Origin of the sequence: Pseudomonas sp. ZY71, from assembly GCF_036542145.1 — a bacterium.
Lineage (GTDB): Bacteria > Pseudomonadota > Gammaproteobacteria > Pseudomonadales > Pseudomonadaceae > Aquipseudomonas > Aquipseudomonas koreensis_A.
The window spans coordinates 4,284,816-4,309,922 of sequence record NZ_CP144274.1; the positions used below are offsets into that span (position 1 = coordinate 4,284,816).

Annotated in this window: 18 protein-coding genes; 5 read left to right on the forward strand and 13 right to left on the reverse strand. The window is 59.5% G+C overall.

Features of this window, described 5'->3' with window-relative positions; genetic code table 11:
* Positions 1 to 14: 14 nt before the first annotated feature.
* The 3 genes from VY732_RS18995 to VY732_RS19005 are packed head-to-tail and all read right to left on the reverse strand — an operon-like array spanning position 15 to position 5,667.
* Entirely contained in the window at positions 15 to 3,167 is a 3,153-nt protein-coding gene (locus VY732_RS18995; protein ID WP_331691487.1) for a CusA/CzcA family heavy metal efflux RND transporter, read from the reverse strand.
* A gap of 15 nt (positions 3,168 to 3,182) precedes the next feature.
* Positions 3,183 to 4,370 (reverse strand): efflux RND transporter periplasmic adaptor subunit, encoded by a 1,188-nt coding sequence (locus VY732_RS19000; protein ID WP_331691488.1) that lies wholly within the window; start codon positions 4,368 to 4,370, stop codon positions 3,183 to 3,185.
* Positions 4,371 to 4,419: 49 nt separating this feature from the next.
* Entirely contained in the window at positions 4,420 to 5,667 is a 1,248-nt protein-coding gene (locus VY732_RS19005; RefSeq protein ID WP_331691489.1) for a TolC family protein, read from the reverse strand.
* 536 nt (positions 5,668 to 6,203) lie between these two features.
* Between VY732_RS19005 and VY732_RS19010 the strand changes: the two genes are divergently transcribed.
* The gene (locus VY732_RS19010; RefSeq protein WP_007920164.1) at positions 6,204 to 6,878 is read left to right on the forward strand and encodes a heavy metal response regulator transcription factor; all 675 of its coding nucleotides are present in this window, start codon (positions 6,204 to 6,206) and stop codon (positions 6,876 to 6,878) included.
* Complete coding sequence (locus VY732_RS19015; protein ID WP_331691490.1) at positions 6,875 to 8,308, forward strand: heavy metal sensor histidine kinase; 1,434 nt, start codon at positions 6,875 to 6,877, stop codon at positions 8,306 to 8,308. The genes VY732_RS19010 and VY732_RS19015 overlap by 4 nt, the downstream gene beginning before the upstream one ends.
* 127 nt (positions 8,309 to 8,435) lie before the next feature.
* On the opposite strand, the gene VY732_RS19020 is transcribed toward VY732_RS19015, so the two are convergent.
* The 6 genes from VY732_RS19020 to VY732_RS19045 are packed head-to-tail and all read right to left on the reverse strand — an operon-like array spanning position 8,436 to position 14,400.
* Positions 8,436 to 10,178: an ABC transporter substrate-binding protein gene (locus VY732_RS19020; RefSeq protein WP_016986564.1), complete on the reverse strand. Its 1,743-nt coding sequence runs from the start codon at positions 10,176 to 10,178 to the stop codon at positions 8,436 to 8,438.
* Positions 10,179 to 10,225: 47 nt separating this feature from the next.
* Complete coding sequence (locus VY732_RS19025; protein ID WP_007912485.1) at positions 10,226 to 10,498, reverse strand: DUF2160 domain-containing protein; 273 nt, start codon at positions 10,496 to 10,498, stop codon at positions 10,226 to 10,228.
* Positions 10,499 to 10,508: 10 nt separating this feature from the next.
* A complete protein-coding gene (locus tag VY732_RS19030) occupies positions 10,509 to 11,303 on the reverse strand; it encodes a carbohydrate ABC transporter permease (RefSeq protein WP_442968547.1) in 795 nt (264 codons plus the stop codon).
* Positions 11,304 to 11,333: 30 nt separating this feature from the next.
* On the reverse strand, positions 11,334 to 12,200 hold the full coding sequence (locus tag VY732_RS19035) for a carbohydrate ABC transporter permease (protein ID WP_007912484.1): 867 nt from the start codon (positions 12,198 to 12,200) through the stop codon (positions 11,334 to 11,336).
* Positions 12,197 to 13,306, reverse strand: coding sequence for an ABC transporter ATP-binding protein (locus tag VY732_RS19040; protein WP_331691492.1), 1,110 nt, complete (start codon positions 13,304 to 13,306; stop codon positions 12,197 to 12,199). The genes VY732_RS19035 and VY732_RS19040 overlap by 4 nt, the downstream gene beginning before the upstream one ends.
* Entirely contained in the window at positions 13,306 to 14,400 is a 1,095-nt protein-coding gene (locus tag VY732_RS19045; RefSeq protein WP_331691493.1) for an ABC transporter ATP-binding protein, read from the reverse strand. Before VY732_RS19045 ends, VY732_RS19040 begins: the two co-directional genes overlap by 1 nt.
* Before the next feature lie 382 nt (positions 14,401 to 14,782).
* Between VY732_RS19045 and VY732_RS19050 the strand changes: the two genes are divergently transcribed.
* Positions 14,783 to 16,621 (forward strand): sigma-54-dependent Fis family transcriptional regulator, encoded by a 1,839-nt coding sequence (locus VY732_RS19050; RefSeq protein ID WP_331691494.1) that lies wholly within the window; start codon positions 14,783 to 14,785, stop codon positions 16,619 to 16,621.
* A gap of 434 nt (positions 16,622 to 17,055) precedes the next feature.
* On the opposite strand, the gene VY732_RS19055 is transcribed toward VY732_RS19050, so the two are convergent.
* From VY732_RS19055 to VY732_RS19065, 3 genes are all read right to left on the reverse strand, one after another.
* Positions 17,056 to 18,273 carry an MFS transporter gene (locus VY732_RS19055; protein WP_331691495.1) on the reverse strand — a complete coding sequence of 406 codons (1,218 nt, stop codon included), beginning with the start codon at positions 18,271 to 18,273 and terminating at the stop codon, positions 17,056 to 17,058.
* A 457-nt stretch (positions 18,274 to 18,730) separates the two neighbouring features.
* Positions 18,731 to 20,113: a cysteine--tRNA ligase gene (cysS, locus tag VY732_RS19060; RefSeq protein WP_077573639.1), complete on the reverse strand. Its 1,383-nt coding sequence runs from the start codon at positions 20,111 to 20,113 to the stop codon at positions 18,731 to 18,733.
* 21 nt (positions 20,114 to 20,134) lie between these two features.
* On the reverse strand, positions 20,135 to 21,832 hold the full coding sequence (locus VY732_RS19065) for a glutamine--tRNA ligase/YqeY domain fusion protein (protein WP_016986557.1): 1,698 nt from the start codon (positions 21,830 to 21,832) through the stop codon (positions 20,135 to 20,137).
* Between the two features lie 249 nt (positions 21,833 to 22,081).
* On the opposite strand from VY732_RS19065, the gene VY732_RS19070 reads away from it, so the two are divergent.
* Positions 22,082 to 22,588: a peptidylprolyl isomerase gene (locus VY732_RS19070; protein ID WP_095118204.1), complete on the forward strand. Its 507-nt coding sequence runs from the start codon at positions 22,082 to 22,084 to the stop codon at positions 22,586 to 22,588.
* Positions 22,585 to 23,331 carry a UDP-2,3-diacylglucosamine diphosphatase gene (lpxH, locus tag VY732_RS19075; protein WP_007912467.1) on the forward strand — a complete coding sequence of 249 codons (747 nt, stop codon included), beginning with the start codon at positions 22,585 to 22,587 and terminating at the stop codon, positions 23,329 to 23,331. Before VY732_RS19070 ends, lpxH begins: the two co-directional genes overlap by 4 nt.
* 179 nt (positions 23,332 to 23,510) lie before the next feature.
* Here the strand turns inward: lpxH and VY732_RS19080 are convergent, their stop codons facing one another.
* Positions 23,511 to 25,040, reverse strand: a complete 1,530-nt coding sequence (locus VY732_RS19080) for a DHA2 family efflux MFS transporter permease subunit (protein WP_016986555.1) — start codon at positions 25,038 to 25,040, stop codon at positions 23,511 to 23,513.
* Between the last annotated feature and the right edge of the window lie 67 nt (positions 25,041 to 25,107).

A 25,107-nucleotide genomic window follows, 5' to 3' on the forward strand; every position in this document is an offset into this window, starting at 1 on the left:
ACAGAGGGGATTACCTATTTGGTTGGAACGGCGTCCTCATCCCGGCGATGGGCGAGTTGGTAGAGCGCCGGCAAGATCAGCAGCGTGAGGATCGTGGAGGACAGGATTCCGCCGATCACCACGGTTGCCAGTGGGCGTTGCACTTCAGCGCCGGTGCCGGTAGCCAGAGCCATCGGAATAAAGCCCAGCGACGCCACCAACGCCGTCATCAACACCGGCCGCAAACGCGTCAGCGCACCTTCGTGAATGGCATCGGACAGCGAACGCCCCTCCTCACGCAAATTACGAATAAACGCAATCATCACCAAGCCATTCAACACCGCCACCCCGGACAACGCGATAAACCCGACCCCCGCCGAAATCGACAGCGGAATATCCCGCAACCACAACGCCATGACCCCACCGGTCAAGGCAAACGGAATCCCGGTAAACACCAGCAAGCCATCCTTGAGATTGTTGAACATCATGAACAACAACCCGAACACCAGCAGCAACGCCACCGGCACCACAATCTGCAAGCGCTTGGCCGCCGATTGCAGCTGCTCGAACTGCCCGCCCCAACTGGTCCAGTAACCGGCCGGCACTTGCACATCACGCTCGATCACCTCACCAGCCTCGCTGACGAACGAACCGATATCACGCCCGCGCACGTTGGCGCTGACGATCACCAGACGCTTGCCGTTCTCGCGGCTGACCTGATTCGGCCCGAGCACCAGGTCGAGGCTGGCGACGTCTTGCAGCGCGATAAAGCCGATTTGATTCGCCGCTCCGTTCAAAGGCGCCGGCACCGGAATCAGCAACGCCGACAGTCCGTCGATGTCCTTGCGCATGGCATCGGACAAACGCACCACCATGTCGAAACGCCGATCACCCTCATACAACGTTCCGGCCTTCCGCCCGCCCACCGCGACCGCGATGGTGTCCTGCACATCACCGACGTTCAGCCCGTAACGCGCAGCCTTGTCGCGATCAATGTTGATGGTCAGTACCGGCAATCCGGTGGTTTGTTCGACCTTCACTTCCGAGGCGCCGTTAACCTTCTGCATCGCGGCGGCAATCTTCGCCGCTGTGGCATTGAGCACATCCATGTCATCGCCAAACACCTTCACTGCCACATCGCTACGCACACCAGAGATCAATTCGTTGAAGCGCAACTGGATCGGCTGCGAAAGTTCATAGTTGCTGCCCGGCAGCGTCGCGGCGGCGGCTTGCAGTTCGGCCATCAAGGTTTCACGGGACTTACCCGGGTCCGGCCACTGCTCTTTCGGCTTGAGCATCACGTAGCTGTCGGAGATGTTCGGCGGCATCGGATCGGAAGCGATTTCGGCGGTACCGGTGCGGGCAAACACGCGCTCGACTTCCGGCACTTTCGCCAGAATCAACGTTTCCAAACGCTGCTGCATGTCCACCGATTGCGTCAGGCTGGTGCCCGGCACGCGCAGCGCTTGCAGAGCAAAATCGCCTTCGCTGAGGCTCGGCACAAACTCGCTGCCCATGCGGCTGGTGAGCACACCGCTGAGCACGATCACGCCCAACGCCACACCCACAGCGATTGCGCGATGGGACATGACCCACGCCAGCGCCGGCGCATAAACGCGACGTGCGCCGCGCATCACCGCGCCCTCTTCTTCCTTGACCTTGCCGGTCACGAACAGCGCAATCGCCGCCGGCACAAAGGTCACGGAAAGCAACATCGCGCCAAGCAAAGCGATGACCACAGTGAACGCCATGGGGTGGAACATTTTCCCTTCTACGCCGCTCAGGGCGAAGATCGGCAGGTACACGACCATGATGATCAACTGGCCGAAAATCAGCGGTCGTCGCGCCTCTTTCGCGGCGGCAAAGACTTCCTTGAAACGCTCGGCACGGGTCAACAATCGTCCGTGATGCTGCTGCGCATGGGCCAGTCGACGCAGGGTGTTTTCGACGATCACTACCGCACCGTCGACGATGATGCCGAAGTCCAGCGCGCCGAGGCTCATCAGGTTGGCGCTGACCTTGTTGCTGAACATCCCGGTGAAGGTGAACAGCATCGACAGCGGAATCACCATCGCGGTAATCAGCGCCGCGCGGATATTGCCGAGGAACAGGAACAGAATCGCGATCACCAGAATCGCGCCTTCGATCAGGTTCTTTTTCACCGTGGCGATGGCTTTGTCGACCAGGTGCGTGCGGTCGTACACCGGCACGGCGATCACGCCTTGCGGCAGGGATTTATTGATCTGTTCGAGCTTGCTGGCGACCGCTTGCGAGACCGTGCGGCTGTTCTCGCCGATCAACATGAACACGGTGCCGAGCACTACTTCGCGACCGTTTTCCGTGGCCGCACCGCTGCGCAATTCGCGACCGATTTCCACGGTGGCGACGTTCTTAACCCGGATCGGCGTGCCGTCGACATTGGCCATGACAATATTGGCGATGTCCTCGGTGCTCGCCACCTGGCCCGGCGCGCGGATCAGCAATTGTTCGCCGCTGCGCTCAATGTAGCCGGCGCCGACGTTGGCGTTGTTGCGCTCCAGCGCGGTGACCAGATCGGTGAGGGTCAGCTTGTACGCGGCCAAGCGTTTCGGGTCCGGCGCGATCTGATATTCCTTGGCGAAACCACCGATGGTGTTGATCTCGGCGACGCCGGGCACGTTGCGCAATTGCGGCTTGATGATCCAGTCCTGAATCACCCGCAGATCAGTCGGCGTGTACGGCGTGCCGTCGTCCTTCAGCGCGCCCTCCTTCGCCTCGACTGTCCACAAAAAGATCTCACCGAGACCGGTGGAAATCGGCCCCATCACCGCTTCCGCGCCTTCGGGCAATTGCTCCTTGGCGATCTGCAAACGCTCGTTGACCAACTGACGGGCGAAGAACAGGTCGGTGCCGTCCTTGAAGATCACCGTGACTTGCGACAGGCCCGAGCGCGACAGCGAACGGGTCTGCTCCAGTGCCGGCAAACCGGCCATCGCGGTTTCAATCGGAAAGGTGATGCGCTGCTCGGTTTCCAGCGGCGAGAACCCGGCGGCGCCGGTGTTGATTTGCACCTGGACGTTGGTGATGTCGGGCACGGCGTCGATCGGCAGTTTCTGATAACTGGCGATGCCGAGGCCGGCCATGAGCAGAACGGCGAGCAGCACGATGATGCGTTGCTCGATGGCAAACTGGATCAGGCGTTCGAACATGAGGACCTTCCAGAATTAATGACTGTGCTCGGCTGAGGCTTTGCCCAGCTCCGACTTGAGGACGAAGCTGCCGGCGCTGGCGACTTGCGCGCCCGGTTCCAGCCCTTGAGTGATTTCCACATGGCCGGCGGCGCGGCTGCCCAGTTCAACCGCGCGCGCTTCGAAGCCATCGTCGGTACGCACGAACACCGTAGGTTTGTCCTCGACGGTCTGGATCGCGGTTTCCGGTACGGCAACCTTCGCTTCGCGACTGTCGGTCGCCACCAGCGCAGTGACGAACAGACCGGGGCGCCATGAACCTTGTGGGTTTTCCAGGGTGACGCGTACGGTTGCCGTGCGGGTCTGTTCGCCGAACAAACTGCCAACGTAAGCCACGCTACCGGTGACTTCCGCGTTCAATTCCGGAGCGCTGACGGTGACTGCTTTGCCCACTTGCACCTTGTTCAGATCCTTCGGTGAAACGCCGAACGTCACCCACACTCGCGACAGATCCGAGAGGGTGAACGCAGCTGTGCTTTCATCAACCACTTCCCCCGGCGTCAGGTGTTTTTCCACCACCACGCCATCGAACGGCGCGCGCAATTCATAGCGATTGCCGCCGGTGGCGACCACGCTGCCGCTGAGCACGCTGATCTTTTGCCGCGCATTGCTCACGGCGATTTCCGCCTCTTGCAACGCCTGGCGCGCCTGGAGGAAATCCTGCTCGGCCGAGATCTTGTCCTGCCAGAGTTTTTTCTCGCGTTCATAAGTGGTACGCGCCAACGTCAAGCGACGCTGCGCGGCGGCCTGCTCGCTGCGTTGATCGGAGATCTGCTGACTGGCGATCACCGCCAGTAACTGGCCCTTCTTCACCGTTTGCCCGAGGTTGACCGCCACCGCCTCGACCACACCCGGCACGCGCGGCACGACGTGGGCGGTGCGGTCTTCGTCGAAGCGCACTTCGCCGGGGAACGGCAGGCCAAGGCTGATGTTTTGCGCCCGTGCTTCGGTGAGTTGAATGCCGGCAGCGGTGATCTGCTCAGCGCTTAACTCGATGTGCCCCTCTTCGGCATGCTCAGCCGCTGCACCTTCTTGCGCATGATCGGCGTGTTCAGCAGCCTCATCGGCGTGGGCGTCGATGCTTGAGTTGGCTGACCACTGCGAGCCTATGCCAATCCCCAACGCCAACGTCGCCACCGCGACAACCATCAGTTTTTTGTCCATGGAAACTCCTCTGCGCCATGCCATCGCGCAGTTGTCTGAAAAATGAAATTCAACGGCTGATGTTGAGGTCGCCAAAGATCCGTTCGATGCGTACGCGGGCGTCGGTGGCCTCGCTGACGGCCTGGATGTACTGGCTACGGGCGCTGATCAACGTGCGTTGCGCATCGAGTACATCGAGGAAGCCGAACTTGCCCATTTCGAAACCGCGGGTTGCGCTGTCGACCGCACTTTGCGCGGCGGGCAGGATGGTCTGGTTGAACGCGGTGACTTCGCCGTTGGCGGTCTGCCATTGCTCGAGACTGGTCTGGATTTCCGTGCGCAAGCGCAGCTCGGTGGCGTTGCGCAGATCCCGCGCCTGATCAGTTCGGCGCGCTGCGGCGAGCACGTTGCCCTGATTGCGGTTGAACAGTGGAATCGGCATCGACAGGCCGACCACGTTGACCCGCTCGCGCTCGGTTTCGCTGTACTGACTGCCGATGCTCACGGTGAGGTCGGGGATGCGCTGGGACTTTTCCAGGCCCAATGACGCTTCGCGCTGATCGATCTGCAACTTGGCCAGACGCAGTTCGGCAGTCTCGTTCAGACGCTCGAGCAATCGTGTCGGTGGAGGAACGGCCGGCATGCTTTGCGTGGGGGCCTGCACCTTGGTCGACGTCGGCAACGGCGCGCCCATGACTTGCGCCAATTGTTGGTATGCGGTGGCCTGGTCGCGTTCGGCGCGGCTCAGTTCCAGGCGCACTTCCGAGAGCTGCACTTGCGCCCGCGTGCCTTCGACCGGCGACGATTTACCCGCCTCGATCCGTCCTTGCGCCACGCGTAAACCGTGCTCGGCCAGTTGCAGCGACTGTCGTGACAGCTGCAGACGTTGCTGCGCGGTTTGCGCGCTGTTGAACGCCTGAATGACATCGGCACGCAATGCATTGCGTTTGCGCTCCAGTTCAATCCCGGCAGCATCCTGCGCGCGGCTGGCGACGTCGATCCGTGCGCCGCGTTTGCCGCCCAGTTCGATTGGCTGACTGAGCATTACCGTGGTTGTGCGCGAGTCGCGCCGAGTGTCTTCAGCCTCCCACGACACTTCAGGGTTAGGGATCAGCCCGGCCTGTTGCCGATCGCCTTCGGCGATACCGATTTCCCACTGTGCAGCGGCCAGTTCCGGGTTGCCGGCGAAGGCACTTTGCAGGGCTTGATCCAGCGTCAGGGTCGCTGCGTTTGCAAGGCTGGTACAGGCCAGCAACAGGATGACACTGGCGGTTTTTTTCAGGCGTGATCGCGCCGTCAGTTCTATTAAACCGGGCAATGGAAGACTTCCTTTATTCAAGAATCTCGGATGCCGCCACGGTAGGGTTTTGAACTTATCGACAAGGTGACTGGAACATTACAAATCCGTTATCCACGGTTTGCGGAAGTTGTTTTGTTCTAGGATGCGAAGTGCTGGCGGGGTTGTTGCAATACATGGAAACAAATGCGCGTTAGTTATCTGCTGAATTGCACTTGCCGGAATCAAACTTGCGAGATTCCCGTGGCCCACGCTGCGACCGACTGTCGCAGAACCCCGGTTTAAAGCACTGGGTTGTTGACCCTGTAGCGGCTACAACCTTTATCGTTGCGGGCATCCCCTCACCCCAGCCCTCTCCCGGGGGGAGAGGGAGCCGACCGAAGTGTCTAGCGTTATTTATCGACCTGTTACATCAAGTTGATTATGGATTCAGTAAATTTTTTCCACGTCGGCGTAGTTCTGAAATATCCCGCACTCAGTCCCCTCTACCTCTGGGAGAGGGTTAGGGTGAGGGCCTTTTAAATTAAATACCCATTAAATAAAAGTGGTGAAAGATCATGCGAATCCTTGTCGTCGAGGACGAGCTTAAAGCTGCCGAATACTTGCATCAGGGTTTGACCGAAAGTGGTTATGTCGTTGACCACGCAGCCACCGGTGCCGATGGCCTGCACCTGGCGCAACAACAAGCGTATGACCTGATTATTCTCGACGTGAACCTGCCGGAACTCGACGGCTGGGGTGTGCTAGAACAGTTGCGTCGCACTCATTCCACGCGGGTGATGATGCTCACCGCGCGCGGGCGTCTGGCCGACAAGATTCGCGGTCTCGATCTGGGCGCTGACGATTATCTGGTCAAGCCGTTCGAGTTTCCCGAATTGCTGGCGCGGGTGCGCACGTTGATGCGTCGTAGCGAAAACATCCCGGTGCCGCAGGTGCTGAAAGTCGCTGATCTGGAACTCGATCCGGGCCGCCATCGCGCGTTTCGTGGTGCGCAGCGTATCGACCTGACCACCAAGGAGTTCGCCCTGCTGCACCTGCTGATGCGCCAGTCCGGCGAAGTGCTGACCCGCACGCAGATCATCTCGCTGGTGTGGGACATGAATTTCGATTGCGACACCAACGTGGTCGAAGTGTCGATCCGCCGTTTGCGGGCGAAGATCGACGACCCGTTCGACAGCAAACTCATTCACACCCTGCGCGGTGTCGGTTATGTGCTGGAGGCCCGGGAATGAAGCCTTCCAGCCTGTCAATGCGCTTGGGTTTGACAGTGAGTATTCTCGGCGCGCTGTTGGTGGTGTTCCTGGCGATCCTTGCCTATTTCGCGTTGACCCATGAACTCAATGCGCTGTCGCGCGACAGTCTCGAGAAGAAGATGGCGCAGGTCGAACACAGCTTGTCGCTGTACGTCGATGCCAATGAGATCAGCGGCAAGCCGCACATTTTGCTCGATCAGGTCATGGGCCATGACAACCTCACTTTGACGATTTATGACCGTTTGAATTTGCGTTCGCCGCTGCTCAAATCCGGTAGCGGTCTGACTGATCCACGGGTTGAATTGAAAGCGGTGCGGGCGACCACTGATCAACTGGCGTATTCCGACAGCCTGGATGCTGAAGGGGCGAAATTCCTCACCGTGTCCAAGCTGATTCGTCTCAAGGACGGCAACAGCGTGCCGGTGCTGTTGTCGATGGACAACGCCCATGATCAGGCTTTGCTCAGCGCGTATCTGCGCTCGACGCTGATTGCCTTGCCGTTGCTGCTGGTATTCATCGGCCTGACGGCCTGGGGCGCGGTGCAGCGGGGTTTGGCGCCGCTGCGCGAGTTTCGCAAAGTGGCGGCGATGGTCTCGACCCAGGACCTGGAACATCGATTGTCCGTGGTGAACATGCCGCAGGAATTGAGTGAACTGGCGCAGGGCATCAACTTCATGCTGCATCGGCTGGATGCCGGGGTGCAGCAGTTGTCGCAGTTCTCCGATGACCTGGCGCATGAGCTCCGTACGCCGATCAATAACCTGATGGGCAAGGCGCAGGTGACCTTGTCCCGCGAGCGTACGACCGAGGAATACAAGGACGTGCTGGTGTCGTGCACCGAGGAACTGGAGCGCGTGGCGCGGATTGTTTCGGACATGCTGTTTCTCGCGCAGGTCAGTCATCCGTCGGCGCTGGCACCGTTTGAAGCGGTGGCGCTGGAGGTTGAAGTGGCGAAAGTCGCCGAAATGTTTTCGTTGTCGGCGCAGGATAAGAGCATTCATTTGAACGTGGTCGGGAGCGCGACGGTGCTGGGTGATCGGTTGATGATTCAGCGGGCGATTTCCAATCTGTTGTCGAATGCGCTGCGCCACTGCCCGAACGGCAAAACGGTGACGTTGCTGATCGAACAAGGTGCGACCCAGGCCTCCCTGCTGGTCAGCAACCCCGGTGCCGGGATTGAGGCGCAACACCTGCCTCATCTGTTCGACCGCTTCTACCGCGTCGACAGCAGCCGCTCACGTTCGCAGGGCAGCACCGGATTGGGCCTGGCGATCGTACGCTCGATCATGAGCCTGCATCAGGGTGTGGCCGACGTGAAAAGCCTGCCCGGTGCGATGACCGTGTTCCGATTGGGTTTTCCTGCGGTGACACCAACGGCCCCATCGCGAGCAGGCTCACTCCTACAGTGATTTGCGGCGTACACGCATTAGTGAACGACACAACACCTGTAGGAGTGAGCCTGCTCGCGATTACGGTAGATCAGGCGCGAAAAAAAACGGCACCTTCCGGTGCCGTTCGCCTTTCACATTTCAGCTGTTATTTGCGCGCATCCGCCCAGGATTTCAGCAGTTCGTTATAGCTCACGGTCTCGCCTTTCGGCTTCTCGTTCGCCAGTTTCGGCTTCGGTGCGCCCGGCTGATCAAACCAGTATTGCGCGTCGCGCTCCGGATTCATCTTCGGTGCACAAACAGCTTGGGCCTTGGAGCGTTCCAGGCGCGTCATGATCGCGTCCTGGTCCTTGGCCAAACCATCGAGCGCCTGTTGCGGGGTCTTCTCGCCGCTGGCCGCTTCGGCGATGTGGCTCCACCACAGTTGCGCCAGCCGCGGATAGTCCGGCACGTTGGTCCCGGTCGGGGTCCATTGCACGCGGGCCGGGCTGCGGTAGAACTCGACCAGACCACCGAGTTTCGGCGCCAGATCGGTCATCGCCTGCGAGTTGATGTCCGACTCGCGAATCGGCGTCAGGCCGACGATGGTTTTCTTCAACGAGACAGTTTTCGAGGTGACGAACTGCGCGTACAGCCACGCCGCCAGCTTCTGTTTCTCAGGCGTGGATTTCATGAACGTCCAAGAGCCCACGTCCTGATAACCGAGCTTCATGCCCTCTTCCCAATACGGCCCGCGTGGCGATGGTGCCATGCGCCATTTCGGCGTGCCGTCGGCGTTGACCACCGGCAGGCCCGGTTTGGTCATGTCGGCGGTGAACGCGGTGTACCAGAAAATCTGCTGCGCAATGTTGCCCTGCGACGGCACCGGGCCGGACTCGGAGAAGGTCATGCCCGCCGCTTCCGGTGGCGCGTACTTCTTCAGCCAGTCGACATACTTGGTGGTGGCGAACACTGCCGCCGGGCCGTTGGTATCGCCGCCGCGAGTCACGCTGGAACCCACCGGGTGGCAGTCCTCGACACGAATCCCCCACTCGTCCACCGGCAAACCGTTGGGCAGGCCCTTGTCGCCGCCACCGGCCATGGAGAACCAGGCATCGGTGAAACGCCAGCCCAGCGACGGGTCTTTCTTGCCGTAATCCATGTGGCCGTATACGCGTTTGCCGTCGATTTCCTTGACGTCTTCGCTGAAGAATTTGGCGATGTCTTCATAGGCTGACCAGTTCACCGGCACGCCCAATTCGTAGCCGTACTTTTCCTTGAACTTGGCTTTCAGGTCGGCACGCTCGAACCAGTCAGCGCGGAACCAATAAAGGTTGGCGAATTGCTGGTCGGGCAGTTGATAGATCTTGCCGTCCGGCGCGGTGGTGAAGGAGATGCCGATAAAGTCCTTGATATCGAGGGTTGGCGAGGTGAAGTTCTTGCCCTCGTTGGCCATCAGGTCGGTGATCGATTCGGTCTTGCCGTAGCGAAAGTGCGTACCGATCAGGTCCGAGTCGTTGACCCAGCCGTCATAGATATTCTTGTCGGACTGCATCACCGTCTGCATTTTCTCGACCACGTCGCCTTCTTGCAGCAGGTCGTGGGTGAGCTTGATCCCGGTGATTTCGCTGAACGCCTTGGCCAGCACTTTCGACTCGTATTCGTGGGTGGTCAGGGTCTCGGAAACGACCTTGATGTCCATGCCGCGAAACGGCTCGGCCGCCTTGATGAACCACTTCAGTTCTTCGAGTTGCTGCTCGGCCGTCAGGGTCGACGGTTTGAATTCACTGCCGATCCATTTTTTCGCCGCGTCCTCGTAGGCATCGGCCCACGCGGCGGCGCTCAAACCGCTGAGTGCCAGCATGGCTGCCAATGAAATGCTATGTCGCAGCTTATTGTTTTTGTCGAACATAGAGACCTCCTGTTTAAGTTGTGGAGCCGCGTTGCCGAACGACTCGACTAGCCCCAACGCATCACAGCCAACAGCCACACCAGGGACAACGCGGACGCCACCCAGATGCTCCAGTCGGTGGCGCCGATCACCAGCAAATGCAGGTAGGCGCTGCCGAGAAGACCGATAAACAAACGATCGCCACGGGTGGTGGCAATCGGCAGAAAACCTCGCCGCAGGATGCTCGGCGAACGCAATTCCCAAGTGGTCATGCCGACCAGAATCAGGCCGATGACGATGAAGAATGCTGCGGTAGGCGTGGTCCAGCTCATCCATTCCATCATCAGCTCCTCAGACCCGACCAAGGGCAAAGCCCTTGGCCACGTGGTTGCGAACAAACCAGATCACCAGCATGCCCGGCAGAATGGTCAACACCCCCGCCGCTGCCAGCACACCCCAGTCGATACCCGAAGCGGACACCGTGCGTGTCATGACCGCCGCAATCGGCTTGGCGTTTACCGAGGTCAACGTGCGCGCGAGCAGCAGTTCGACCCAGGAAAACATGAAGCAGAAAAACGCCGTGACACCGATCCCTGAACCGATCAACGGAATGAAAATCTTCGCGAAGAACTTGGGGAAACTGTAGCCGTCGATGTAGGCCGTTTCGTCGATTTCCTTGGGCACACCGGACATGAAACCTTCGAGAATCCACACCGCCAAGGGCACGTTGAACAGGCAATGCGCCAAGGCCACGGCGATGTGCGTGTCGAACAGGCCAATCGACGAATACAACTGGAAGAACGGCAGCAAAAACACCGCCGGCGGCGCCATGCGGTTGGTCAGCAGCCAGAAGAACAGGTGCTTGTCGCCGAGAAAACGGTAGCGCGAAAACGCATACGCCGCCGGCAACGCCACGCTCAGCGAGATCACCGTATTCAAACTCACGTAATACAGCGAGTTCAGATAACCGGTGTACCAACTCGGGTCGGTGAAGATCACCTTGTAGTTCGCCAGCGTGAAGTCCTGTGGGAAAAGCGTCAGGCCGCCGAGGATTTCGGTGTTGCTCTTGAACGACATGTTCAGCAGCCAGTAGATCGGCACCAGCAGGAACAGGATGTACACCAGCAGTGAAATAACTTTTTTCATAGGGGTAAGCCGTTTGCTCATGGCCGGGCCTCAGCGGTTGGCGTCGGAGTGCGTCATGGCGGTGTAGAACAGCCAGGACACCAACAGGATGATCAGGAAGTACACCAGCGAAAACGCCGCTGCCGGACCGAGGTCGAATTGCCCTACGGCCATCTGCGTCAACGTCTGACTCAAGAAGGTCGTGGCGTTACCCGGTCCGCCGCCGGTGAGCACGAACGGCTCGGTGTAGATCATGAAACTGTCCATGAAGCGCAGCATCACCGCGATCAGCAGCACGCTCTTCAGCTTGGGCAACTGAATGTGCCTGAACACCGCCCAGGCCGAGGCGCGGTCGATGCGCGCAGCCTGGTAATACACGTCGGGAATCGCGCGCAAACCAGAGAAACACAGCAGCGCCACCAGTGAAGTCCAGTGCCAGACGTCCATCACCAGCACCGTCACCCAGGCGTCCATGGTGTTGGCCGCGTAGTTGTAACTGATGCCCATGGCGTTGAGGCTCGACCCCAGCAAGCCAATGTCGGCACGGCCGAAAATCTGCCAGATGGTGCCGACTACGTTCCATGGGATCAGCAACGGAATCGCCAGAATGATCAGCACCACCGACGACCAGCGACCCTTGGTCGGCATGGTCAGCGCGACGGCAATACCCAAAGGAATTTCGATCAGCAACACGCAGGCCGAGTAGATGAACTGGCGCAGCAATGAGTCGTGCAGACGCGGATCAAGCAGCACTTGCTTGTACCAGTCCGCGCCGACGAAGTAGCGGCTGGACTGATCGAAAATGTCCTGCACCGAATAGTTGACCACGGTCATCATCGGGATCACCGCGCTGAATGCCACCAGCAGGAACACCGGCAACACCAGCCACCAGGCCTTGTTGTTCTGCACCTTGTTCATGGCTGCGCCTCGTCGTCGGCTTCAAGCAGAAACTCATCGGCATAGACCATCAGCCACTGCGCCGGAAAACTGATGTACGCCGTGCCCTGGGGCACCGGTTTGTCTTCCGCCAAACGTACTTTCAACGGGGCGCCGTCGAGGTCGAGGGTCATGATCTTGTAGGTGCCGAGGTCTTCGACGTGTACGACCCTGGCCTGCATCGCGTCATCAAACGGCTCGTCCCACACATGAATAAACTCGGGACGGATGCCGACCTTCAGATTTTTCCACTGACCGTGTTCGATATGCCGTTGCATGGCGTCGGACAGCGGCAGGTGCGTCGAGGCGAAACCGACGCCACCGGGCTGTGGCTGCACGTCGATCAGGTTCATCCCGGGGCTGCCGATGAAATAGCCGACAAAGGTGTGGCTCGGCCGCTCGAACAATTCCCGTGGCGTGCCGAACTGCACAATCTGGCCGCCGTACATCACCGCGATCTTGTCGGCGAAGGTCGAGGCCTCGAGTTGATCGTGGGTGACGTAGACCATGGTGATGTTGAACTGCTCGTGAATCTGTTTGAGCTTGCGTCGCAGCTTCCACTTCAGGTGCGGGTCGATCACCGTCAGCGGCTCGTCGAAGAGGATCGCTGAAACATCGTCACGGACCAGACCGCGGCCCATCGAGACTTTCTGTTTTTCGTCGGCAGTGAGGTTGCGCGCCTTCTTGCTCAGGAGGTTTTGCAGGTCGAGAACTTCGGCAATTTCCTGCACCTTGCTGTGTACTTTCGCCTCGGCCATACCCTGATTGCGCAGGGGGAAAGCCAGGTTGTCGAACACAGTCATGGTGTCGTAGACCACCGGAAACTGGAAAACCTGGGCGATGTTGCGCTTCTCCGGCGTCAGGTCATTGACCGCTTTGCCGTCGAACAACACATGGCCCTGCGAAGGGCTGAGCAAACCGGAAATGATGTTGAGCAAGGTCGACTTGCCGCAACCCGACGGCCCGAGCAAGGCGTAGGCGCCGCCCTGCTCCCAGACGTGATCCATCTCGCGGATCGCATAATCCTCGGCGCCGCTCGGGGTTTTGCTGTAGCTGTGGGCGAGGTGCTGCAAACGGATTTCGGCCATCAGGCAACCCTCGCGACACGCCGGCCGGGTGCTTGCACCAGACGGCCCTGCGCATCGAAAACGAACAGTTTATGGGTCGGGATATAAATGCGGATCGGCGCATCGACGTCGTATTCGTGAACGCCGGGCAGGTGCAGCACCAGCAGGAAATGCTCGTTGCGCACGTGCAGGAAGGTTTCCGAACCGCTGATCTCGGCGACTTCGACGGTGACCGCCAGTTCGAGGTCGTCATCGTTGCTCGGCACCAGCGAGATATGGCTGGGGCGTACGCCGAAACGGAATTCGCCCTCGCCCACCGGGCGCAGATCGACGTTCAACGGGAAGTGCACGAAGTTGGCGAAACTGACTTCATTGCCGGCGATGCGTCCGGGCATCAGGTTGATCGGTGGTTCAGAGAACAATTCGGCGGCGAGCACGGTTTGCGGCTGGTGATACACCGAAGTTGACACGCCGCTCTGAATCACTCGGCCTTCGTGAAGAATGGTCGTGGTGCCGCCGAGTGCCAGCGCTTCGTTGGGCTCGGTGGTGGCGTAAATGGCGATGGTGTGCCGCGCCTTGAACAGCTCGCGCATTTCCTGGCGCAGCTCTTCGCGCAGTTTGTAATCGAGGTTGACCAGTGGTTCGTCGAAGAGGATCAGCTCGGCGTCCTTGACCAGCGCACGGGCCATGGCCGTGCGCTGCTGTTGACCGCCGGACAGCTCCAGCGGATAGCGCTGCAGAAACTTCTCGATGCGCAGCATCTTCGCGGTTTCCTGCACTTTGCTGTGGATGATCTCTTTCGAAACCCCGGCCTGACGCAACGGCGAGGCGATGTTCTCGAACACGGTCATGGTCGGGTAATTGATGAACTGCTGATAGACCATCGACACGTTGCGCAGGCGCACCGGGCGCTGGGTGACGTCGACGCCGTTCATCAGGATGCGGCCGCTGTCCGGTTTGTCCAGACCGGCCATTAAACGCATGAGGCTGGTTTTGCCGGACAGGGTGCGGCCGAGCAAAACGTTGAACGAACCGGGTTCGAATTTCAGGCACGCATCGTCGATCCAGGTCTGGCCCTCGACGGTACGGCTGACGTGCTCCAGGGTGAGTGACATGGCTCGGCCTTTTTATTATTGGAGTCAAGCGACCTGTGCACGGGAGCGAGTTTCGTGCCAGAAATGGCAAGTGGTTGATTTGTCGTGAAAATCGTTGAATGCGTGGGGATTGAGCGTTCATTGCTGAACACATTTGAACAAGTGGGCGATTGACAATGAACAATAGTGAACAACACTCTATAAGCGCTTTTTCCCCGATTCTGTGAACGCCGAAGATCCATTGTAGGAGTGAGCCTGCTCGCGATAGCGGTGTGTCAGTCGATGCAAATATGTCTGACACACCGCTATCGCGAGCAGGCGAAGGCCTACAGGGGATTTGTGCAGGTTTCGAAGATCGGGTTCATAACAACAATAAAAATCGCTGCATCAGAGGCCCACTGCCATGGCCGCACCTGCCCCGCCGCTGTCCCACGACGCGATCGTCCAGACATCCTGGCAACGTTGCCGCGCGTTCGGTCTCGACCACCAAAGCACGCCGGCCTTCGATCAACTGCCTGCCACCGGCATTGCGCAGTTGCTCGACAGTCATCATTCACTGGTGCAGACCACGCATCAGGAAGTCCTGCCCTATTACGAAAACATCCTCAGCAACTCCAACTGCCTGATCATGCTCGCCGACAATCAGGGCCAGGTGCTGACCTCGTGGGGCACGCAACGCTTTATCGAACCGAATCTGGCGCGGGGCTTTCAGGCCGGGGCGAGCTGGGTGGAACGCACCAGCGGCACCAATGCGATCGGCACGGCGCTGGCGTGTGAACAAGCGGTGCACATTGAACACGATGAACACTTTCTCAAGGCCAACCGCTTCATGACCGGCTCCGCCGCGCCGATTTTCGACGCCGAGCGCAAGGTGATTGCGGTGCTCGATGTGTCCAGCGACAGCTATCTGCCGCCCTCGCACACTTTGGGCATGGTCAAGATGATGAGCCAGACCGTGGAGAACCGGCTGATCCTCAACCTGTTTCATGGCCAGCACTTTCAACTGACCTTCAACACCGGGTTGAACAACCTCGACAGTCAGTGGGCGGGGTTGTTGATTTTTGATGAGAGTGGACAAGTGCTGTCGGCCAATCGCCGCGCCGACAATCTGCTCGGCGTGCGTTTGTCGCGGGTCAGTGTCGAGAGCCTGTTCAAGGTGTCGCTGCTGGAGTTGATCAATCAGCCGGACGGGTTGCCGTTTGCCTTGCAGACGTCCGGGCGTAACCGTTTTCAGTGTTTGTTGAAGCGGCCGAAACAGGCGTCGGTTCAACCGCGCGTTTTTGCTTCTGAACCCAAAACTGCCGCACCCACCGCGATCAGCCTCAACACCTTGCACTTCGGCGACGCTCGCGTGGAAAAAGCCGTGCGTCAGGCTGAGCGGTTACTGGAGAAAGACATTCCGCTGCTGATCCATGGCGAAACCGGGGTCGGCAAGGAAGTCTTCGTCAAAGCCCTGCACCAGGCCAGCTCGCGTAGCAAACAGGCGTTTATCGCCGTCAACTGCGCGGCTATCCCCGCCGAACTGGTCGAGTCCGAGTTATTCGGCTACGAGAAAGGCGCGTTCACCGGCGCCAATCAGAAAGGCAGCATCGGGCTGATTCGCAAGGCGGATAAAGGCACGCTGTTCCTTGATGAAATTGGCGATATGCCGTTGCCGACGCAGGCGCGGTTGTTGCGGGTGTTGCAGGAGCGCTGCGTGCAACCGGTGGGCAGCAGCGAGTTGTTTGCGGTGGATTTGCGGATTATTTCGGCGACTAACCGCTCTTTGCGCGAACAAGTGCAATTGGGGCGGTTTAGGGAGGATTTGTATTACCGCATTGGTGGGCTGACGCTGGAGCTGCCGCCGCTGCGGGAGCGCAGTGATAAGGAGGCATTGTTTAAACGACTGTGGGAGCAGCATCGTGAGCCGACGCAATGGGCGGGGTTGAGCCAGGAAGTGCTGGAGCTGTTCAGCCGTCATCCGTGGCCGGGGAATTTGCGTCAGGTCAGTAGCGTGATGCAGGTGGCGTTGGCGATGGCTGAGGAACAGCCGGTGAGGCTGGAGCATTTGCCGGATGATTTTTTTGTTGATCTGGAGATGGAGCCAGTGGAGAGCGCGGCACCGTTGGGGCTGGATCTGAATGATGTTGAAGCGTTGAACCGGGAGTTGAAGGCTTCCGGGGGGAATATTTCGCATTTGGCGCGACGGCTTGGAGTTAGCCGCAACACCCTTTACAAGCGGTTGCGTCAGATTGAAGGTTGAGTGAACCCCTTCCCCTCACCCCAGCCCTCTCCCCCAGGAGAGGGAGCCGACCGCGGTGTCTGACGCTGGACATCGACCTGAAAAAACCAGTCGATTATGGATTCAAAGCAGCACGTTCAGGTCGGTGTATCTCGTGAACATCCCCATTCAGTCCCCTCTCCTGGAGGGAGAGGGAGCCGACCGAGGTGTCTGGCGCTGGACATCGACCTGAAAAAAACAGTCGATTATGGATTCAAAGCAGCACGTTCAGGTCGGTGTATCTCGTGAACATCCCCATTCAGTCCCCTCTCCTGGAGGGAGAGGGAGCCGACCGAGGTGTCTGGTGCTGGACATCGACCTGAAACATCGTTGCGATTATGGATTCGGCGCAAATCGGTCAGGTCGGTGTATCTCCTGAACATCCCCCAATCAGTCCCCTCTCCTGGGGGAGAGGGCTAGGGTGAGGGCGAAAATTCCGGCTCAACATGCGCAACCGAAGCCGCCCCCAATGTGCGCAACCCCACCAGCACAACAAACACCATCATCAACCCTGCCCCAATGGCCACACCAAACCCTGCCCGCGCGCCCCACGCATCAATCACCAACCCCGCCAGCATGCCGCCCAGCGCAACGCCAATGCTGATACCGGTGGTCATCCACGTCAGCCCTTCAGTAATCCTCGACGGCGGGATGATGATTGTCCCCAGCTTCATGACCACGACCATCGTTGGCGCAAACGAAATCCCGGCAATAAACAGCGTCGCTGACAGGACATAAACGTCCGCTGCAAAAATCGGCAACACGCCGGTGAACGCCGTGACCAATATCCCGATCAGGAACTGTTTTTCGATCGCCAGCGAAACCCGCATTGCACCGAACGTCAAACCAGCCACCAGCGAACCGAACGCATAGGCGGCGAGGATGAAAGTCGCCGACGCTGGCCAGCCCTGTGCATTGGCGAACGCCACGACGGCGACATCGATTGCTCCGCCGATGACGCCCATCGCCAACAACGCGAGGACAATGGTGCGCACGCCGGGGATCAGCAAGGTCGAGCCACTATGGCTGGCGTGGCCGACGACAACCTTGGGTTCAGTCTGACGCTGCAGGAGAAATGCTGTCACCCCGACGGCCAACAGCCCGACTGCGACCAGCGGCCCGGCTTCAGCAAAGAAACTCACGCTCAAACCTATCGCCAGTGGCGGGCCGACGATGTAGGCCATTTCGGTGAGGACCGTGTCCAGCGAGAACGCCGTGTGCAGCTGAGGCTTGCCCCGGAACAACTGCGACCATCGCGCGCGGATCATCGACGGCATGCTCGGCATCGTCCCCGCCAGTGCCGCCAGAACAAACAGCAATGTGGCGGGTGCGCGCCAGTGGACGGCAATGATCAGGGCCAGCAACATGGCAATGCTGAACGCCGTGACGACGGGCAGCACGCGGCTCTGGCCATGTTGATCGACCAGTCTCGAGATGTACGGGCCGAGCAGTGCGTTGGCCAGGGTGAACGTCCCGGCGACGGTGCCGGCCAGCCAGTAAACCCCGGTTTGCTGCACCAGCATGGTGATGATGCCGATGCCGATCATTGCCTGTGGCAAGCGGGCGATAGAACTCGCGAGCACTAGCCCGGTGGCGCCGGGGGTGGTTAGTAGCTCGCGATAGTGATTGGCCATGATGTTTCCCTTCGATAATCGTCGCTGATCAGCATCCGGCTGAACGCGTTGCCGACATCAAGACCTACGCGAACGGCAAAAGCAACCCTCACCCCAGCCCTCTCCCGGAGGGAGAGGGAGCTGACCGAGGTGTCTGGCGTTGTACATCGTCCTGAAAAAAACAGTCGATTATGGATTCGAAGCAGGTACAAGTCGGTGGATCTCTTTGACGCCATTCCCCTCACCCCAGCCCTCTCCCGGAGGGAGAGGGAGCTGACCGAGGTGTCTGGCGTTGTGCATCGACCTGAAAGACTGTGTCGATTATGGATTCGGAGAAAAACTTTCAGGTCGGCGTATCTTTTGAGCATCCCCCATTCAGTCCCCTCTCCCTCTGGGAGAGGGTTAGGGTGAGGGGCTCTTCTTCGCAGCCAAACAAAAACCCGCACACGGCGGGTTTTGTTTGTAACAAGTACAGCTATCAGTCAGCCAGACGCCAGGTAGTCCCACCCTTACCGTCTTCCAGCACCACGCCCATGGCGGTGAGCTGATCACGAATCCGATCCGACTCAGCCCAATCCTTACCCGCACGTGCCGCCAGACGCGCCGCAATCAGCGCATCAACTTCAGCCGCATCGACACGCCCTTCAGCGCCCGCCTGCAGGAAGTCATCCGCCTCCAGCTGCAACACACCCAGCACGCTAGCCAACTCTTTCAGACGTGCCGCCAGACCTGCCGCTGCATCGAGATCGCTCTCGCGCAGACGGTTGATCTCACGCACCATCTCGAACAGCACCGCGCACGCTTCCGGCGTACCGAAGTCGTCGTTCATCACCGTGGTGAAACGCTCGACGAAGGCTTCGCCGCCAGCCGGTGCGACGTTCGGCAAACCTTTCAACGCGTGGTAGAAACGCTCCAGCGCGCCTTTGGCGTCCTTGAGGTTGTCTTCCGAGTAGTTGATCGCGCTGCGGTAGTGGCTCGACACCAGCAGGTAACGCACGACTTCCGGGTGGTACTTTTCCAGCACGTCGCGGATGGTGAAGAAGTTGTTCAACGACTTGGACATCTTCTCGCCATTGATGCGAATCATGCCGCAATGCATCCACGCGTTGGCGTAGGTCTTGCCAGTGGCCGCTTCGCTCTGGGCGATTTCGTTTTCGTGGTGCGGGAACTCGAGATCGCTGCCGCCGCCATGAATGTCGAAGGTCTCGCCGAGGCAGCAGGTGGACATCACCGAGCACTCGATGTGCCAGCCCGGACGCCCGGCGCCCCATGGCGATTCCCAGCTTGGCTCGCCCGGTTTGGCGGCTTTCCACAGCACGAAATCGAGCGGGTCCTGTTTCGACTCGTCGACTTCGATGCGCGCGCCGATGCGCAGGTCTTCGATTTTCTTGCGCGACAGCTTGCCGTAGCCCATGAACTTCGCGACGCGGTAGTACACGTCACCGTTGCCCGGAGCGTAGGCGTAACCCTTGTCGATCAAGGTCTGGATCATCGCGTGCATGCCCGGAATGTGATCCGTGGCGCGCGGTTCCATGTCCGGCTTCTTGATGTTCAGGCGCGCTTCGTCTTCGTGCATCGCGGCGATCATGCGCTCGGTCAACGCTTCGAACGATTCACCGTTCTCGTTGGCACGGTTGATGATCTTGTCGTCGATGTCGGTGATGTTGCGCACGTAGGTCAGGTCGTAACCGCTGAACCGCAACCAGCGGGTCACCAGGTCGAACGCGACCATGCTGCGGCCGTGGCCAAGGTGGCAGTAGTCGTACACGGTCATCCCGCAGACGTACATGCGCACCTTGTTGCCATCCAGCGGCTTGAAGACTTCTTTGCTCTTGGTGAGCGTGTTGTAGATCGTTAGCACGTTATTTCCCTTGACGCTGAATCACTGGCCCCACGAATCACGCAGGGTCACGGTACGGTTGAATACCGGCTGACCTGGTTTCGAGTCCTTCAAATCCGCAACGAAGTAGCCTTCGCGCTCGAACTGGAAACGGTCTTCCGGCTGTGCATTGCCAAGCGATGGCTCAGCACGACAACCGGTCAGCACTTGCAGCGAATCAGGGTTGATGTTGTCGAGGAAACTCGCGCTGTCTTCGGCCTTCTCAGGGTTGGCCGAACGGAACAGACGATCGTACAGACGCACTTCGCACTCGACGCTGGCCGCGGCCGGCACCCAGTGGATCACGCCTTTGACCTTGCGGCCTTCAGGGTTCTTGCCGAGGGTTTCCGGGTCGTACGAGCAACGCAGTTCGACGATGTTGCCATCGGCGTCCTTGATCGCTTCGTCGGCACGGATCACGTAGCTGCCGCGCAGACGCACTTCACCGGCCGGTTCCAGGCGCTTGTAGCCCTTCGGCGGCTCTTCCATGAAGTCGTCACGGTCGATGTAGATTTCCCGAGCGAATGGCAGAGCGCGCACGCCCATGTCTTCTTTCGGGTGGCGCGGCAGTTCGAGGTTTTCGACCTGACCTTCCGGGTAGTTGGTGATGACCACTTTAAGCGGACGCAGCACGCACATCGCACGCGGTGCGGTCTGGTCGAGGTCGTCACGGATGCTGAATTCGAGCATGCCGAAGTCGACCACGCCGTCGGAACGGTTGGTGCCGATCATTTCGCAGAAGTTGCGGATCGATTTCGGCGTGTAGCCACGGCGGCGGAAGCCCGACAGCGTGGACATGCGCGGATCGTCCCAGCCATTGACGTGCTTTTCATCGACCAGTTGCTTGAGCTTGCGCTTGCTGGTGATGGTGTAGTTGAGGTTCAGACGGCTGAACTCGTACTGACGCGGGTGCGCCGGCACTGGCAGCGCGTCGAGGAACCACTCGTACAGCGGACGATGGCTTTCGAACTCGAGGGTGCAGATCGAGTGGGTGATGCCTTCGATGGCATCCGACTGACCGTGCGTGAAGTCGTAGTTCGGGTAGATGCACCACTTGTCGCCGGTCTGGTGGTGATGCGCGTGGCGGATGCGATACATGATCGGATCGCGCAGGTTCATGTTCGGCGAAGCCATGTCGATCTTCGCACGCAGCACGCGGGCGCCGTCCGGGAATTCACCGGCACGCATGCGGGCGAACCAGTCGAGGTTCTCTTCAACCGAACGGTCGCGGAACGGGCTGTTCTTCCCCGGCTCGGTCAGGCTGCCACGGTATTCCTTGGCTTGCTCTGGAGTCAGGTCGTCAACGTAGGCTTTGCCGGCCTTGATCAGCTCGACGGCCCAATCGTGCAACTGGTCGAAATACTGCGAGGCGTAGCGCACTTCGCCGGACCATTCGAAGCCCAGCCATTTGACGTCGCTCTCGATCGCGTCGATGTATTCCTGGTCTTCCTTGGCCGGGTTGGTGTCGTCGAAACGCAGGTGCGTGACGCCGCCGAACTCCTGGGCCAGACCGAAGTTCACGCAGATCGACTTGGCGTGGCCGATGTGCAGGTAGCCGTTGGGCTCAGGCGGGAAACGGGTGACGATCTGCGTGTGCTTGCCCGAGTCCAGGTCTGCCTGGATGATCGGCCGCAGGAAATTGACCGGCACGGCAGGGCCGGACTTGGCATTCGAGGTAGGGTCGACAGTGGGCTTGCTCATAGGATCCTTGACTTACATGTGCGCGGCCGCAGAGGGGGCCAGACAAAACAAAGCCGCTATCATAGCCGATGCTGTCAAGGGGCTGACAGAGCACGGCCTATAAAGGAGCGCATTTAATCGCCGGGAATTGAAAAACAGCCTCGAAATTCGCGCCTGTCACGCTAAACTGCGCACCTTGGCCCACGCTGGCTGAACCGGTTTGGGGGCTCGATGTCCCAAAACCACGAATTCCTCTAAAGAGTAGCGATCATGACTCAAGTTAAATTGACCACCAATCATGGCGACATCGTCATCGAACTGAACGCTGAAAAGGCGCCGATCACCGTCGCCAACTTCATCGAGTACGTCAACGCCGGTCACTACGAAAACACCGTTTTTCACCGCGTCATCGGTAACTTCATGATCCAGGGCGGCGGTTTCGAGCCCGGCATGAAGGAAAAGAAAGACAAGCGTCCAAGCATCCAGAACGAAGCCGACAACGGTCTTTCCAACGAGAAATACACCGTTGCCATGGCCCGCACCATGGAGCCGCATTCGGCGTCCGCGCAGTTCTTCATCAACGTTGCCGACAACACTTTCCTCAACCACAGCGGCAAGAACGTGCAAGGCTGGGGCTACGCAGTATTCGGTAAAGTGACCGCCGGTACCGACGTTGTCGACAAGATCAAAGGTGTGTCGACCACTTCCAAGGCCGGCCACCAGGACGTACCAGCAGACGACGTGATCATCGAGAAAGCCGAGATCATCGAAGCGTGATATTGCTGATTTCAGACTTGCATCTGGAAGAGGAGCGCCCGGACATTACCCGGGCGTTTCTGGATTTGCTCGCCGGACGCGCCCGCTCGGCGAGTGCGTTGTACATTCTTGGCGACTTCTTCGAAGCGTGGATTGGCGACGACGCCATGACGCCCTTCCAGCGTTCCATCTGCCAAGCCCTGCGCGAACTCAGCGACAGCGGCACGGCGATTTTTCTGATGCACGGCAATCGCGACTTCATGCTCGGCAAGGCCTTCTGCAAGCAGGCCGGCTGTACGTTGTTGAAGGACCCGAGTGTCGTGCAGTTTTACGGCGAGCCGGTGCTGTTGATGCACGGCGACAGCCTCTGCACCCGCGACGTTGGCTATATGAAGCTGCGGCGTTATCTGCGTAATCCGATCACGCTGTTTATCCTGCGCAATCTGCCCTTGAGCAGCCGCCATAAACTGGCGCGCAAACTGCGCAGCGAGAGCAAGGCACAGACGCGGATGAAGGCGAATGACATTGTCGATGTCACGCCGGAAGAGATTCCGCGGATCATGCAGGAATTTGGCGTGAAAACCCTGATTCACGGCCACACCCACCGCCCGGCGATTCACAAGTTGCAGCTCGGTGAGCAAGCGGCGAAGCGCATTGTGCTGGGGGATTGGGATCGGCAGGGTTGGGCGTTGCAGGTGGATGAGAGCGGGTATGCCTTGGCGCCGTTCGACTTCGCCCCGCCGCTGGCTTTGCCGCACGGCTGAATATCGCCCCCCCTCACCCCAGCCCTCTCCCCCAGGGGGGCGAGGGGGAAAGGGAGCCGATCTTCACGCTGTTCAAAACCTGAGTTCAACTCGGTGGCTCAGGTCGGCGTACCTCGAAAGCAAACCACGGTCAGTCCCCTCTCCCTCCGGGAGAGGGTTAGGGTGAGGGGCTTTTGACCTCAGTGCCCGGAAGCAGCAGGCCCTGCCTTCGCGGCAAACGGTGGCTTAGCCAGCCACACAATCAGAATCAACCCCATAAACCCCCAGCCCAACAACGTGAAGTAATCCACGGTGGAGAGCATGTACGCCTGGCTGGTCAAAATCTGATCCATCTGCGCATACGCCGACTGGCTCGCCCCGCCCAAATGATTCAAGGTCTCGCGAGTCGCCGGCTCAAAGGTGCTGATGCTTTCACTCATATACGCATGATGCTGATCCGCCCGGCGAATCCAGATCCACGTAGTCAACGAAGCCGCAAAGCTACCACCCAACGTTCGCAGAAAAGTCGCAAGACCGGCACCGTCGGCAATCTGACTCGGCGGCAGGTCCGACATCAGAATGCTCAGGGTCGGCATGAAGAACAGCGCCACACCAATGCCCATGAACAACTGCACCAGCGCGATGTGCTGGAAATCCACTTCATTGGTGAATCCGGCGCGCATGAAGCAGCTCAAGCCAATCGCCAGAAACGCCAGCCCGGCCAGTAAGCGCAGGTCGAACTTGTTCGCGTACTTGCCGACAAACGGCGACAGCAGCACCGGCAGAATGCCGATCGGCGCCACGGCCAAACCGGCCCAGGTCGCGGTGTAACCCATCTGTGTCTGCAACCATTGCGGCAAGATCAGGTTGATACCGAAGAACCCGGCGTACCCCAGCACCAACACCAACGTGCCGATGCGGAAGTTGCGGTAGGCGAACAGCCGCAGATTCACCACCGGATGCTGGTCGGTCATTTCCCAGATAACGAACACCGCCAGCGCGATCACCGAAATCGCCGCACCGATGATGATGAAGTTCGACTCGAACCAATCCAGGTCATTGCCCTTATCGAGGATCACCTGCAACGCGCCGACACCAATGATCAGCGTGATCAGACCGACGTAATCCATCGGCTGACGGCTGGTTTCCACCGGACGTTTGGCCAGTTGCGAGCGCACCACCATCACCGCAAAGATGCCGATTGGCACGTTGATGAAGAAGATCCACGGCCAGCTGTAACTGTCGGTAATCCAGCCACCGAGAATCGGCCCGGCAATCGGCGCGACCACCGTGACCATCGCCAGTAACGCCAGGGCCATGCCGCGCCTGGCGGGCGGATACACCGCGATCAACAGGGTCTGCGTCATCGGGTACAGCGGCCCGGCGACCAGACCTTGCAGGACGCGGAAGCCGATCAATTCCGGCATCGACGTCGAGATACCGCAGAGAAACGAGGCCAGCACGAACAGGATGGTGGCCCAGAGAAACAGTTTCACCTCGCCGAACCGACGGCTAAGCCAACCGGTCAGTGGCAGCGCAATCGCGTTGCTCACGGCGAACGAGGTGATCACCCAGGTGCCCTGCTCCGAACTCACCCCGAGGTTGCCGGAAATCGTCGGCAGCGCCACGTTGGCAATGGTGGTGTCGAGCACTTGCATGAAGGTCGCCAGCGACAGGCCGATGGTGCTGAGCAACAGGCTGGGCGGCGTGAAAGAGGCGTTATTGCTCATTGTGAATCCTATGAAACCTGATGGTCGCCGCAGCCCTGTAGGAGTGAGCCTGCTCGCGATAGCGGTG